Annotated in this window: 12 protein-coding genes; 4 read left to right on the forward strand and 8 right to left on the reverse strand. The window is 61.0% G+C overall.

Annotation, left to right across the window (positions count from 1 at the left end; all coding sequences use genetic code 11):
- Positions 1-317: 317 nt before the first annotated feature.
- From E8A46_RS13030 to E8A46_RS13050, 5 genes are all read right to left on the reverse strand, one after another.
- Positions 318-1889, reverse strand: a complete 1572-nt coding sequence (locus E8A46_RS13030) for a DUF5695 domain-containing protein (RefSeq protein ID WP_363251677.1) — start codon at positions 1887-1889, stop codon at positions 318-320.
- A gap of 151 nt (positions 1890-2040) precedes the next feature.
- Positions 2041-2418, reverse strand: coding sequence for a helix-turn-helix domain-containing protein (locus tag E8A46_RS13035; RefSeq protein WP_291561191.1), 378 nt, complete (start codon positions 2416-2418; stop codon positions 2041-2043).
- Positions 2408-2659 carry a type II toxin-antitoxin system HigB family toxin gene (locus E8A46_RS13040; protein WP_291561194.1) on the reverse strand — a complete coding sequence of 84 codons (252 nt, stop codon included), beginning with the start codon at positions 2657-2659 and terminating at the stop codon, positions 2408-2410. The genes E8A46_RS13035 and E8A46_RS13040 overlap by 11 nt, the downstream gene beginning before the upstream one ends.
- A gap of 311 nt (positions 2660-2970) precedes the next feature.
- A complete protein-coding gene (locus tag E8A46_RS13045; protein ID WP_291561195.1) occupies positions 2971-4623 on the reverse strand; it encodes a regulator in 1653 nt (550 codons plus the stop codon).
- Positions 4620-5345 (reverse strand): isochorismatase family cysteine hydrolase, encoded by a 726-nt coding sequence (locus E8A46_RS13050; protein WP_291561196.1) that lies wholly within the window; start codon positions 5343-5345, stop codon positions 4620-4622. The genes E8A46_RS13045 and E8A46_RS13050 overlap by 4 nt, the downstream gene beginning before the upstream one ends.
- A gap of 408 nt (positions 5346-5753) precedes the next feature.
- Between E8A46_RS13050 and E8A46_RS13055 the strand changes: the two genes are divergently transcribed.
- Entirely contained in the window at positions 5754-7073 is a 1320-nt protein-coding gene (locus E8A46_RS13055; RefSeq protein WP_291561197.1) for a dicarboxylate/amino acid:cation symporter, read from the forward strand.
- Positions 7074-7211: 138 nt separating this feature from the next.
- On the opposite strand, the gene E8A46_RS13060 is transcribed toward E8A46_RS13055, so the two are convergent.
- From E8A46_RS13060 to E8A46_RS13070, 3 genes are all read right to left on the reverse strand, one after another.
- Positions 7212-9098, reverse strand: coding sequence for an alkaline phosphatase family protein (locus E8A46_RS13060; protein ID WP_291561198.1), 1887 nt, complete (start codon positions 9096-9098; stop codon positions 7212-7214).
- A 46-nt stretch (positions 9099-9144) separates the two neighbouring features.
- On the reverse strand, positions 9145-9411 hold the full coding sequence (locus tag E8A46_RS13065) for a hypothetical protein (RefSeq protein ID WP_291561199.1): 267 nt from the start codon (positions 9409-9411) through the stop codon (positions 9145-9147).
- Between the two features lie 81 nt (positions 9412-9492).
- Positions 9493-10761 (reverse strand): allantoate amidohydrolase, encoded by a 1269-nt coding sequence (locus tag E8A46_RS13070; protein WP_291561368.1) that lies wholly within the window; start codon positions 10759-10761, stop codon positions 9493-9495.
- A gap of 438 nt (positions 10762-11199) precedes the next feature.
- Here E8A46_RS13070 and E8A46_RS13075 point away from each other — a divergent pair, with 438 nt between their 5' ends.
- Genes E8A46_RS13075 through E8A46_RS13085 form a run of 3 tightly spaced genes read left to right on the forward strand, consistent with a single transcriptional unit; the run spans position 11200 to position 14343 of the window.
- Complete coding sequence (locus E8A46_RS13075) at positions 11200-12309, forward strand: BMP family ABC transporter substrate-binding protein (protein WP_291561200.1); 1110 nt, start codon at positions 11200-11202, stop codon at positions 12307-12309.
- On the forward strand, positions 12306-13415 hold the full coding sequence (locus tag E8A46_RS13080; protein ID WP_291561201.1) for an ABC transporter permease: 1110 nt from the start codon (positions 12306-12308) through the stop codon (positions 13413-13415). The genes E8A46_RS13075 and E8A46_RS13080 overlap by 4 nt, the downstream gene beginning before the upstream one ends.
- A gap of 1 nt (position 13416) precedes the next feature.
- A complete protein-coding gene (locus E8A46_RS13085; RefSeq protein WP_291561203.1) occupies positions 13417-14343 on the forward strand; it encodes an ABC transporter permease in 927 nt (308 codons plus the stop codon).

Consider the following 14343-nt stretch of genomic DNA (forward strand, 5'->3'; position numbering starts at 1 on the left):
TCTCCAAGGCCTGCGGCGAAGCAGGGGGCTGCTGAGCGTGCGCAACCTGTAATGAAAGGCCGGCCACCACCAGGCAGGCCAGGAGAAATCGGACGTTCATAGGCAGGGAACCTTTCGCAGCGCACCGGGTGCACTCTAAGGGTACAATTGTAGCAAACGTTTACTCACCTATCACGGGTACAAGCCGTGGTCTTCATTGGGGCTCAACACTTACCATAGCGTACGGGGAGACCTAGGGCCTCAGTTGCGGCAACTTAGCAAACGTTTTCCAAGTTTTGCTGGCACCACCACAGAGCCACCAACTCTTTGCCGCGAAATCAACGGCCAGCGTTTAGTGCGAGCCAAGTCGTTTCTTTCTGGAGCGGTACAACGTAGGCTCCGCGCTGAGACTGCAAAGGTGCCGCTGGGCGATAGCTGCCGACACCGCTCACCTTGGCCGGCTGCTCGATTCGCAACAGTCCTTTCGGAGTGGCCTCCGTGGCTCCAGCCAGTCCCACTCGCACCACGCCAGTGACGGGATTCACCTCGATACTTTCAAATTTACCCGCATCCAGCGTCAGCCATAGTCCCAGTGAGGCTATGTAGACCCGTGCGCGGAACGAGTCGTGCGGAGTGACGGCGACCACTTTGCCTTTCCTTTTGACGTTCCCGCCAAACGCTATCCAGCCAAATTCAGGGTGATTCACGATATAAGTGGCAGTGTTCCAGGCGTGTCCAAAGAAGTTGGGACCGTAGTCGCCGCTGAAGGGATCGGACTTAAGCATGTCAGGGAATCCGTGGAAAGCTGCTGAGGCAAATCCCTCCTGGTCAATGTCAGTAAGCCCGCCCATTGTTCCGCCGTAGCCAACCCGCAATAGATGGAAGTCCTCCGGGTGTTCACGGTATTCGGCTAGCAACGGGATGGCGTTCAGTCCAGAACCGTAATGGTGCAGTTGTCGCTCCAGTCGCCGGTCTTTAGCGGCAAAAATGAAATCCCAGTATCGGCGTGCGCTGCCGTTATAGCCCCAGTGGGGAATTGCCGGATCGTACCCGAGAATTGCGTCAAGCGTGACCTCGGCTTTGTCGAGATAACCAAAATACTTCGTCCACGCGTAGACCTCTTCTTGTCCGGTGGAATCCCACGGCATTTCGCTGCCGAACGGGTAGGCTTCCTTCCTCCATCGGTCGGCGCGTTCTCGCATCTTGCTTTCCAGAGCCTCGGCTTGCGTATTCATGCCTTCGCGCTTGAGATCGGCCAGTATCTCCACAAAGATGGAACCCTCCATCTGACCAAACACCGCCAGGTCCTTGGCATAACTGGTCATCGCTATCGAAGTCTCGTAGGCATGATTCAGGTACCAATCCCAGGGATGGTTGGTGACCAACCCTTGGCGATCGCGAGCCAGGCGATAGAGTACCCAATACGCCGCCGCCACGTGTGGATAGTCATAAGAACGATCAACCGCCTCCGAGGCTTGCTTATTCCAGCTTGTCCAGGATTTCCAGTCAAAGTTGCTGTCGTAGTAGTTGGCGGGCATCTCGTCAGGTTGGTAATAGAAGAGACTCTTACGAACTCCGTATGGGTGAGGTCCATCCTTGGATTGCAGCCCGCCCCACAAAACGCCGTCGACGAACTGTTGAAGTTTCTCGAGTTCTTCCTTGTCTGGCTGGACGAGTTCCTTCATGACGGCCGCCAGCCAGGAACTGGCGCCGCCTTCGTCGCTCAGACCCGCGATCCATACGCGGCTGTCCTGCAGCACCATCCGATTGGTCTCGCGGTCATACGTGATTGCTGCGGGAGCGCGGTGGAAGGGATCGCTGGAGTCGGTGAACCACTGGCGAGTGGCAGTGGAAAGTCGTAGGCCATCGCAGATTTTCCAAATGGAACGCGTGGTAGGCCACCACATCATAGCGCCACGGCGACCGAATATTGCCCATCTTCATCGGCCGTGGCGCGCCACTTCAGAATACGCTATTGGCGCTGAATACCGCCATTTTCGCGCCGCGAGAACTTGACGGTTCCGGACGCCTGGGCTGAGCCCTGACAGTTCAGGGCGCCGCTCACGCCGCGTTTTTTCGGCTCGGCCGGATCAGCACTTCTGCCGAGATACCGAGGCGCTCGTGCAAACGTCGGATCATTCCCACCGACAGTCCTCGTTTTCTGTTTAAAACCTCGGCGATGCGGGTGCGGGTGCCAATGATCTCCTCTAGGTCCCGCCGGGTGAGGCCTTGCTGCTCCATGCGGAATTTGATTGCCTCTATGGGATCAGGCGGGTCCATCGGATAGTGCTCAGCCTCATAGGCATCGATGAGCGTTGCGAGCACATCCAATCGGTCGCCGTCGCGCGTTCCCAACTTGGCGCCCCAGAGGCGCTCAACTTCCTTGAGCGCGGCTTCATAATCCCGCTTCGTCCGGATCGGCTTTACCTCACCCGCCATGCTGCACGCCTTTCACATCGATCTTGTCGTAGTCTTTGTGCGTGCCGATCCACTTGATCCACACGATACCCTTGTCGAAGTCGGTGGCTACGACCAACCGATAGTCGTTGCCTTTCACATTGAACACAATCCGGTCGGCCGAGACGATGCTAGCCGTCGCGTAGCTCCGCTTCACATCCGCTGCGCTGGTCCATCGCGCCTTCTTAACTTCGTCGAACCAAGCGTCCAGGGCGGCCTTCAAAGCCGCGTGGTCCTTGTACCCTCTCCGTCCCTCGACGAACTCTCGCAAAGTACGCCGGGAAATGACTCGCATGCTCAAGAATTACCATGCGCCCAATTTGGGCGCAAGCCATCAATGGTGACACGCAGAAGCAGGGAATTCAGAAATAACGGGAAGCGCAACTCAGGTTGCGCTGTTGAGCATGATCCGGAAAAAGTGGGAACCGGTTTTCCCTCGCGACAAACGCGGAGCGTTGCGCAAAGATCATGCTCAAACAAAAAGATGGGATCATGATGCGATTCAACCTAATCGCATCATGATCTGGCCCGTTGTCATTCGGCAGGCGCCGCGAGCCCCAAATCGTGTTGCGGAACATAGGAAGCGCTGGCGCTGAACTTGCCCACGGCGAAGAATCCGGCCGCGACCACCGCGTAGGCCAAAGCGACGCCGGGCGTCACACCCATTCCGCCGCCGATGCCGACCGCCTCACCATGCATGAAGCCGAAATAGGTCAGCACCGCGCCGGAGAAGGCAAAGGCCGACGCCTTGACGAAATCGCGTTCGATGACGAAAACGCCGATCGCACCAAGCACGAGACCGGCGAGAATCGAGCCGCCGCCCATCACCTCCAGCCCGTGATAGAGCACGCCCTGCTGCGGCAATGAGGCGATCGCGGCGGTCTTGACCGCACCCACCTTGTCGGCGGCAAGACCGCCGACCGCTTGTGCCGCATTCACGGTCGCACCGAGCATGGTGTCGATCTGAAGCTTGGCCCATGCGGCGAGATGCGGCGTCAAGGCCAGCACGATCGCCGGCGCGTGCTTGATCGGCGTGGTCTGGAACGCCTGCGCGCCGATCAGCATGCCGATATAAAGCAGGATCGGCGAGATCGCGACCACCGGCACCAGCGCCAGCAGCACCGAGATGATGCCGAACCACGCCAGCACGATGACCATGACCCCGGTCGCTGCCGAATAGCCGATCCGGCCGCCCATCGCCTTCCATCCGGGATGACCGATATAGACGGCGTTGATGAAGGGATTTCCCATCAGGCAGCCGATCAGACTGACGACGCCGTCGGCGGTCAGAACCCGCGTGGTCGGATATTCGTCGCCGGCGGCTTCGGCGCTTTCGACGTTGTCCATCGCCTCGACGAGATCGTAGATACCGAACGGGATCGCGGTCACCAGAATGATGCCGAGGAATTCGAAGCCCGAGAATACCTCGCCGACGGCGGGCAGCGGCACCGAAAAGCCGAAGCTCGCGAACGCATCGCCGAGGCCCTTGACGCTCAGCCCGCCGAAATTAAGACCGAACAGGTTGGATCCCCAGGCGATGATCATGCCGACCGCGATGGCGACGAGGCCGGCGGGAATTCCCTTTGGATACTTCACGCCGCCGAACCAGCTCACCAGGATGATCGCGAAGCAGACCAGGCCGATCTGCGGCGTCATGTACATTTCCAGCGCCGGCCGCATCGAGATGAAGGTCACGGACACGCCGGCCAGCGTGCCGAGCAGGGCCGCGCGCGGGGTAATTTTCCGGATGTACGGCGCGATGAAACCACCGATCATCAGGATGAAGCTCTGGAAGAATACCCAGACCAGGCCGGCCGCCCAGCCTTTCATCGGATCGCCGGTCTTGATCGTGATCGGCAGCATGATCACAAAGGTGACGATGAACATGTGGGGCACGCTGACGCCGGACGGCAGCGCGCAGACGTCGGTGCGGCCGGTCTTCTGCGCCAGCCGATAGGCGAGAAAGGCGTAATAAAAGGTCGACAGGCACATCATCAGGCCGAGCGCCGGCAGGATGCGTCCGAACACCAGCGAGTCAGGCATCTTCAGCACGAAACGCAATAGCCCCGTCAGCACCAGCATGTTGACCAGGATGTTGGTGCCGAAACCGAAAAAGGCATTCCAGTCGCCCGGCGTCCACAACGCCGGCTTGAAGTCGGACTTTCCGGCAGAAATGCTCGTGCTCATCGTGATGCTCCTGCTGCCAATATGTTTGAAGTCTCCGGTGTCATTGCTTGAAGGACTGCGGCTGAGTCGCTGACCCAGCCGAAGATGCCACCCTGGGCCTTGATCATCTTCAGGCCCATCTCGTGGAATTCAGGGAAATAGGATGCACAGCCATCGGCCAGCACCACGCAGCGATAGCCGCGGTCATTGGCCTCGCGCACAGTGGTGTTGACGCAAACCTCGGTGGTCACGCCGCACACCAGCAAATTCTCGATGCCGTATTTCTGCAGGATATCGCCGAGCTCGGTGGCGTAGAACGCGCCCTTCCCGGGCTTGTCGATGATGACCTCGCTGTCGAGCGGGTACAGTTCGGGAATGATGTCGTGACCGGCCTCGCCGCGGATCAGGATCCGTCCCATCGGACCGGGATCGCCGATGCGAAGACTTGGCGCGCCGCGCTCGATCTTGGCCGGCGGCGCGTCCGACAGATCGGGCAAATGGCCCTCGCGGGTGTGCACGACGAGTATTCCGAGATCGCGCGCCGCGGCCAGCACGGATGCGATCGGCTTCACCGCCCGTGCCAGCTGCGAGACGTCGTTGCCCAGCGTTTCTCCGAAACCGCCCGGCTCCATGAAATCGCGCTGCATGTCGATGATGACGAGCGCTGTAACCGACCAATCGAGGTTGATCGGCTCGGGTTCCGCGGCGACTGTGCCAACTGGCAGCTGCTTTGAGTTCGCCATAACCTGCACCCCTGGCGAGAGAACTCCCGAAGTGAGCCAAGCAAAGCCCGTGCCATTGTGTACAATGCCGCATGGCGACGCGGCGCTCGAGAATCCTCCTTATTTTCAGTCAGTTATATTTTTGACCGGCTATCTCTCATTCGCCGTGCGCAGCTTTTGCGACGTGCATTTGCTCATTCGTTGAGCGTGACGCGGCATGCATCACAGCATCCGCAGCGGCGCAGGGGTTCGCCGAAAACCCGGATTGCGCGACCTGCGGCCGCCGCCTATGGCCTGAAAAATGGCCCTGTTGTTGTTGCGAAAATTCGGATTTGCTTGCTTGCGGGATTTCTGGCGCGGAATTTGCTGCTTGGGATACCTGTTGGGGATGCCTTGTTGGGGATGCCTTGGATCGAGGGGGAGCGTTCGATGACGACCATCACTGCCGCGGCGCCGGTTGCGCGAAAGCCGCTTTATACATCGTTGTTTGTCCAGGTCCTTGCGGCCCTGCTGCTGGGGATCGTGCTCGGAATGGCGGTTCCCGAGTTTGCCGTCAGCCTGAAGATTTTCAGCGACGCGTTTTTGAAGCTGATTTCGATGATCGTCGCGCCGATCGTGTTCTGCGTCGTCGTGCACGGTATCGCGGGCGCCGGCGACCTCAAGAAGGTCGGGCGGGTCGGCGTCAAGGCGCTGGTCTATTTCGAGGTGATGACCACGGTGGCCTTGGTCGTCGGGCTGTTGCTCGCCTATTTGTTCGGCCCCGGCCACGGCATGAACATCGATCCATCGACCCTTGATGCCAAGGCGCTCAACACCTATGCCGACAACGCCCACAAGCTGAAGGGCGGCGGGATCGGCAGCTTCCTGATGAACATCATACCGACGACATCGTTCGACGCGCTGTCGCGCAACGACGTGCTGCAGGTGCTGTTTTTCGCGATCCTGTTCGGCACCAGCGTTGCTTTGGTCGGCGGCGAAAAGGGCGAGAAGATCACCTCGCTGATCGACGCCGTATCGACCGTACTGTTCCGGACGATGGGGCTGATCGTGCGCGTGGCGCCGCTCGGCGTGCTCGGCGCCGTCGCCTATACCGTCGGGCAATATGGCGTCGGCTCGCTCAAGCAACTGGTGTCGCTGGTAGCGCTGTTCTACGTCTCGGTCGCGATCTTCGTCCTCGGCGTGCTTGGCACCGTGATGGCGCTCGCCGGGCTGAACATTCTCAAATTCCTGGCCTATCTGCGCGAGGAATTGACCATCGTGCTGGCCACCGCGTCGTCGGATGCGGTGCTGCCGCAGATCATGCGCAAGCTTGAGCGGCTTGGCGTGAAGGATTCGGTGGTCGGGCTTGTGATTCCGACCGGCTATTCCTTCAACCTCGATGCGTTCTCGATCTACCTGACGCTGGCGGTCGTCTTCATCGCGCAGGCGACCAACACGCCGCTGTCGTTCGGCGATCTCCTGCTGGTGCTCGGCGTGTCCCTGATCACCTCGAAGGGCGCCCACGGCGTTCCCGGCTCCGCCATCGTGATTCTCGCCGCCACGCTGAATGCGGTGCCGAGCATCCCCGCGATCGGGCTGGTGCTGGTGCTGTCGGTTGACTGGTTCATCGGCATGGCGCGCGCGCTCGGCAACCTGATCGGCAACTGCGTCGCCACCGTCGTCGTCGCCGCCTGGGAAGGCGATCTGGACCGTGCCAAGGCCGTGCGCGTGCTCGATGGCGAAGAGCTGGTGGACGTGACGGCGGGCTAGGACGTGAAGACAGCAGTGTCGATGGCGCCGGCAGGCTGACGTCCGCCTCGGCGCTGTTGCGATCATATCGCTCAATCAATTGGGGCCGGCAGCCGACATGCCGGCCCCAATCGCGTTTGGTCTGTCGTCGTCGATCGACTAGCGGGAATCCCGATCGTCCCGATCGTGATCCCTGTCGAAATCGAACATGTCGAAGAGATCTCCGATGGCCGGCATGTTGACGGGAACATAGACATTGTCGTCGTGGGCGCGCGGATTGGGCAGATTATCGCGGCTACGCGCGCTGAGCTTGCCGAGATACCAATTCCGCTCGACGAACTTCACGAAGGAAGAATGTTCGCCATAAACGTGGGTGATGTGACCGCCGCGCGAGAACGGCGAGACCGCAATCATCGGAATGCGCGGCCCGGTACCGAAGAAATCGACGGGCTGGATGAAGCCGGAGTCATAGAATCCGCCACCCTCGTCCACCGTGACGAAGATCGCCGTGCTCTCCCACAGTTCCCTGTTGCTTTGGGCAAGCTCGATGATGTTCTTGGCGAAGGCTTCGAACAGATCGAACTTCGATGATGCCGGATGGCCGTCCATGGTGCCGTCGGGTTTGGCGTAGGACACCGCCGGCAACGTGCCGTTCTTGAGATCATTGAACAGATCGGTGACATCGCGCATATGCGCGGCGCGCATCGCCGGGTAGTTCAGCTGATATTCAAACGGGTTGCAGATGTTGCAATAGATTCCGTCGAGCGGAGCACCCGTCCCGGAAGCATTGTAGCTGCCGCCATAATACTTCCACGGGATGTTCTTCGCGCTCAGGAGATCGCCGATGCTGGTCATGGTGACCGGTGGAATAGCACCGGCCGGGCTTGGCGTGCCCTGCGGCGTCCAGGCCGGGTTGATGTTGACCGCATTGTAATAGTGACCCGGATCGCACTTGGTCTGGACCGTGTAGGGCAGCTTGCCGAGGTAATCCAGGATCGGCTTGATCCCGGGCTGCGTCGGATCGGAGCAATTGAACCACTGCTTGCGCGTGGTGTACTGGTTTAGCGTATTGGGTTCCGGATCGGGATTATAGATGCTGCTGGCCGGTGGAGTCGTCGCATGGCCGCTGCCGTCTCCGAAAAACACCTGATCGGCAAAGCCGAGCGGCACGCTGTCCGGCCCGGTGCCGCCCAACACCGGCTGATGATAATTGTCGCTCATGGTGTATTGGTCGGCGAGGGATTTCAGATAGGGCACATCGCCCTTCTGCATGTTGAAAAACGCCATCGTCTGTCCGGCATCGTGCGGTGTGGCACCGGGCGCGGTCGCGTAGGTCGTGGTGACGAACGATTGCAGATCGTGCAGGCAGCCGGTCGGATTGTTTCGCGTGACGTGCTCACGGTCGATCGCGCAATCCACCTGCTGGTACATCTGGAAGAACTGGTGGATGGTATCGGCAGTATAGGCGTCATAGGGCATGGTTGGGCCGGTGAGCTGGAATGGCCCGGGCGGCAATGTGTTGACGTTGGTGATTCGGATATCCGGGCCGAGACTGTTTGGCAGACCGGTGCCGCCGGTTCCGAACAAGAACTGGTCGGCGGCGGGTAATCCCGGATCGCCACCGGGTATGCCGAGAAGAGCGGCAGCCGGCGGGTTTTGCACGCCGCCGAGGTCAGGCGCAGGCAGCACCGAATACAGTGCCTTGTTGGCCGATCCTGCGCTTATGAAATACTTTCCGCCATTCGGCGCCGAGGTAATCTGAAACTGATGCGCCCTGTCGAAATTTTCGTCGGGCGTGCCGTCGGCCTTGACGATGTGTTCGGACAACAGGTTCAACACCCGCTCGTCGCGCGACTTCGGCATGTAGGTGGCAAACAGGTGATCGAAGCTGCGATTTTCGCCGACGATAATGATGACATGCTTGATCGGTGACGCGGTCTTGATGGAATTGATCGCGTCCTCCGCGCGAGCACCTTGCGAAAGCGCAAGGGCCGCCAGGGAAACTCCGAGCAAGCCAAATCGGCGCGTAAGCGCTGTTTTTTGCATAGCATTCTCCTGTTGGATTTTAAAAGTCACGGCAACGGGCGCATTGTTATTCTGCGACGATGACAGCCATTTTTTGATTGCGTGACACAACCAGAAAGCTTCGCAGCACGAGATCGCCGCCGCGCGCCACACTGATGTCATGATGCGTGCTGCTTGAACCGGTCAGCAGGTAATTGCGTCGATTCGAATCTGACGGACCGTGCGGAATTTTTCTGATGGAACTGTCGCGCGATCCGCCGCGTATGCGGAACTCTCGGACCGCTTTGAGCTCAACGCGGAAATCTCTAATTGTTCCGGTTCCGAATTCGGACATTCGACCGATGCAGTCGGGTGTTCGCAAGAGGCGGCGAAGGTCTGCGACCGCGCGCTGACCTTCATCATGCTCGCATCCAAATTATTCCGCCGCGCGCCGCGGCCGGAAATTTTCGATCAGCCGCAGCAGCACGCGCGCCCCAGCATCGGCATCGGCCAGCTCGACATGCTCGTCCGGATGGTGGCTGATGCCGCCGCGGCATCGCACGAACAGCATGCCGACGTCGGCAATGTCGACCATCGCCATGCCGTCATGCCCGGCGCCGCTTGGCAGTTCGAACACCGGATAGCCTTCCGCCGCCACCGCAGCCGCCACCTGCGCCTTCAGCCACGGCGCACATGGCACGGTACGATTTTCATGGGTCACGTCGAGCTGCAGCGGGAGCTTGCGGCGTTTTGCAATCGCTTCGATATGCCGGACGATATCGGTCACCGCACGCTTGCGGTGGGTGTCCGTGGGCGCGCGAAGATCGATGGTAAAGTGAACCTGCCCCGGGATCACGTTGGTCGCTCCGGGCATGGCGTGGATATAACCGACCGTGCCGACCAATCCGCCGTCATCGGTGCGGCATACCTCCTCGATCTTGCAGATGCATTCCGCGGCGCCCGCCAGCGCATCGCGCCGCAGCGCCATCGGCACCGTTCCGGCATGACCGGCCATGCCGGTCAGTTTTGCCGCCAGACGGGTCGCGCCCGAGATGGCGCTCACCAACCCGACCGGCAGGTTCTGCGCTTCCAATACCGGTCCCTGCTCGATGTGAAGTTCGATATAGGCCAGCAGCTCGCTGCGGATCCTTGCCGCCGCGCCGATATGGTCGGGATCGAGACCGAACTGAATGAGCGCATCGCGCATCGACATCCCGGCGCTGTCCTTCGAGGCGAGCACGCTCTCGTTGAACGTTCCCGCGACCGCCCGGCTGCCCAGCAGCGTCGAGGCAAACCGAACCCCCTCTTCGTCGGCGAATCCGATCACCTCGATGGCGAACGCCAATCGGCGGCCTCTTTTGTGCAGATCGGCGACACAGGAGATCGCCGTGATCAAGCCGAGCGGGCCGTCCCATTTGCCGGCATCGCGCACGGTGTCGTAATGCGAGCCCAGCATCAGGCACGGCATACCCGGCCGTTCGCCTTCGTAACGGCCGCAGACATTACCGATCGCGTCGAGATGCGCGCGCATTCCCGCCTCACGCATCCAGCTCAGGATCAGCTCAGCCGCGGCGCGATGCTCTGCTGTCAGGAAGATGCGCGCGAGATGTTCCGGCGTTTCGGAAATCGTCCCAAGCCGGTTGATCCGGCCGACGATCTCGCCGCCGAGGGATAGGGTTTGTCGCCCGGCGGTTTCCGCATTCATCTCGCTCATGTTTTTCCGATGATGGGGCCAAAGCCGGCTTGCATGGGCTTTCGACCGGTCGATACAAATCCAGTGCCAGCGGACCGGCAAATCCGGGGGTGATCCGAAACTGGTAGCAGCCTATGCCCGATTGATCAGCCGGCAAATGATCGGAGGCACCACTGCGGTCCAACCGCGAGCCGACCGATCCGGGTTAAGGATTGCTTAACTCCATTGCATACAATCAAAAAATGTCGCCTAATTTTTAGTCATGCTATCGCCTGCCCAAGTTTTAAACCGAAATCGAGAAACCAAAATATTCTAACAATTTCAATCGATTGTTTTGGATTGCATAGCAAAAAAGCTCTGGCATGAAGATTGCGACATGGCCTGTCGGGCTCCGCCGGATCGGCGAAGCCGCGTATTAGCGGCGGTGCGTCCGCCAAAGGGAGCAGGCACATGGATTTTGGCAGGATTTCACGACGACATCTCTTGCAGGGAAGCGCGGCGCTGACGCTCGGCACGGCCTTCGGCGGGCGAACCGCCTTCGCGGCGGATACCACGATCGGCTTCATCTATGTCGGGTCGCGCGACGACTACGGCTACAACCAGGCGCACGCGCAAGGCGCCGCGGCGCTGAAGAAGATGCCCGGCCTCAAGGTGGTCGAGGAGGAAAAGGTCCCGGAAACCGACGCCGTCGAAAAGACGATGGAGTCGATGATCAATCTCGACGGCGCGACGCTGCTGTTCCCGACCTCGTTCGGATATTACAATCCGCACGTGATCAAGATGGCCAACAAGTTCCCGAAGATACGCTTCGAGCACGCCGGCGGCCTGTGGACCGACAAGGATCCGAAGAACGCCGGCAGTTACTTCGGCTATATCGACGAGGCCCAATATATCTCCGGCATCGTCGCCGGCTACTCGACCAAGAGCGGCAAGCTCGGCTTTGTCGCCGCCAAGCCGATCCCGCAGGTGCTGCGCAATATCAATGCCTTCACACTCGGCGCCAAGCTCGCCAACCCCAAGGCCACTACCCAGGTGATCTTCACCGGCGACTGGTCGATGCCGGTCAAGGAAGCCGAAGCAACCAACAGCCTGATCGATCAGGGGGTCGATGTCCTGACCTGCCACGTCGACGGGCCGAAGACCATGGTCGAAAACGCGGCGCGGCGCGGCGCGATGGTGTGCGGCTATCACGTCAACCAGTCCCCGCTGGCACCGAAAGCGTATCTCACCGGCGCTGAATGGAACTGGGAAGCGCTCTATCCGAAGTTCGTGAAAATGATCGCCGCCGGAGAGGCCATCCCGAATTTCTATCGCGGCGGCCTGAAGGAAGAGATCGTCAAGGTCTCGCCCTATGGCGAGGCGGTCTCGGCGGAAGCCCGCAAACACGCCGACGATATCAAGGCCAAGCTCACCGCGGGCACCTACACCATCTTCAAGGGCCCGATCGTGGACAACAAGGGCAAGACCGTGATCGGCGCTGGAACCGAGCGCGGCCAGAGGGATACCGAACTGGAAAAGATGGACTACCTGGTGGAAGGCGTCATCGGAGCGACTTCGTGACGTCAGAAGTTGCTGGTCCTGCCGAAGCGGTGGCGATTTCCCCGGCCGCGGATCCGGGGTTTCTGCAGCGTTACGGCGGGACCATCGAATACATCCTGATTCCGGGCGCGGCGCTGGTCGGCGCGCTCGGGGTGTTCGGGATGTTCGTCGCGCTGTTCGGCAAGAGCCCGCTCGACCTCTATTTCTATATGTACCAGGGCGCGTTCGGCACCTGGTTCTCATGGCAGAACACGCTGACGCGCGCCGCGCCCTTGATACTGACCGCGCTATGCACCGCCCTGCCCGCGCAACTCGGCATGGTCATCATCGGCGGCGAAGGCGCGCTTCTGATCGGCGCGCTGGCCTCGACCAGCGCGGCGCTGACGATGCAGTCGGCGCCGCCGCTGGCGGTGCAACTGGCGATGGCTGCCACCGGCATGATCGCTGGCGGACTTTGGATCATGCTGTCGGGCGGGCTTCGCCAGTACCGCGGCGTCAATGAAACGATTTCGAGCCTGCTGCTGGTTTACATTGCGCTGGCGATCCTCAACCATCTGGTCGAGGGCCTGATGCGCGATCCCACCAGCCTCAACAAGCCGTCGACGCGGGAGATCGGCGCGGCCAATATGCTGGGATCGATCCCCGGCACCGACGTGCACTGGGGACTGGTGTTCGGCATCGTCGCCGCCGTCGCATCCTACATCCTGATCTATCACACCGTGTTCGGCTTCGCCGCGCGGGTCGCCGGCGGCAACATCCGCGCCGCCAGGATCGTGGGCCTTGGCGTCGGCAAGCTGATCATGACCGTCTGCTTTCTGGCCGGCGCGTCGGCCGGCCTTGCCGGGATGGTCGAAGTCGCCGCGGTGCAGGGCCGCACCAATGCCAATCTCGCCGCGGGCTACGGCTTTACCGGCATCCTTGTCGCCTTCCTGGCCCGGCAAAACCCGCTGGCCGTCATTCCGGTCGCCATTCTGCTCGGTGGAATCGGCGCCAGCGGCGGGCTGTTGCAGCGCCGGCTCGGATTGCCCGACGCCTCGGTCCAGGTGCTGCAGGGCATTATCTTCGTCTTCGTTCTTGCGAGCGACGCGCTTTACGGACGAATCGGCTTCCTGAAAGGGAAATCCTGACATGGCTGACGGAACGATCGGACTCTGGACCGTGCCTCTGGCGGTGTTTGGCGGCGCCATCCGCGTCTCCACGCCGTTTCTGTTCGTCAGCCTCGGCGAATGCATCACCGAGCGTTCGGGGCGCATCAACCTCGGCCTCGAGGGAACGCTGGTGATGGGCGCGATGAGCGCTTACGGCATTTCCTATGTCACGGGGTCGCCCTGGCTCGGTGTGCTTGCCGCCGGCGTCACCGGCGCGCTGTTGGGCGCGCTTCACGCCGGAATCTGCTCGCTGCCACGGGTCAACGACATCGCCGTCGGCATCGCACTGATGCTGTTCGGGACCGGCCTTGCCTTCTACCTCGGAAAGCCGCTGATCGAGCCGACGGCGCCGCGGCTGCCCGCGATCGATTTCGGATGGTGGAGCGACATAGCCCAGGTTCGCGCCGCGCTGCGAATCAACGTGCTGTTTCTGATCGGCATCGCGCTGGCGCCGATCCTGTACTGGGCCTTTCGGACGACACGTTGGGGCTTGCTGATCCGCACCGCCGGCGAAAGTTCGGATGCGGCGCGCGCCATGGGATATTCCGTTCTGGCCATCCGCTTGCGCGCCACCATGGTCGGCGGCTTTCTCGCCGGGATTGGCGGCTCATTTCTGTCACTGTTCTATCCCGGCAGCTGGAACGAGGGCCTCTCCAGCGGACAGGGTGTCACCGCGGTCGCGCTGGTGATCTTCGCGCGATGGGATCCAATGCTGTGCATGTGGGCATCGCTCGCCTTTGGCGGCGCGGCCGCGCTCGGGCCGGCGCTGCAGTCGGTCGGCGTGACCTCGGGATATCACCTGTTCAACGCCGCCCCCTACATTCTGACGCTCGCGATCATGATCATCACCTGCTCGCCGAAACGCACCCTGACCGGGGCTCCGGCCGAACTTTCGATCACCCGATGA

This window comes from Bradyrhizobium sp. (assembly GCF_004799445.1).
Taxonomy (GTDB): Bacteria; Pseudomonadota; Alphaproteobacteria; order Rhizobiales; family Xanthobacteraceae; genus Bradyrhizobium.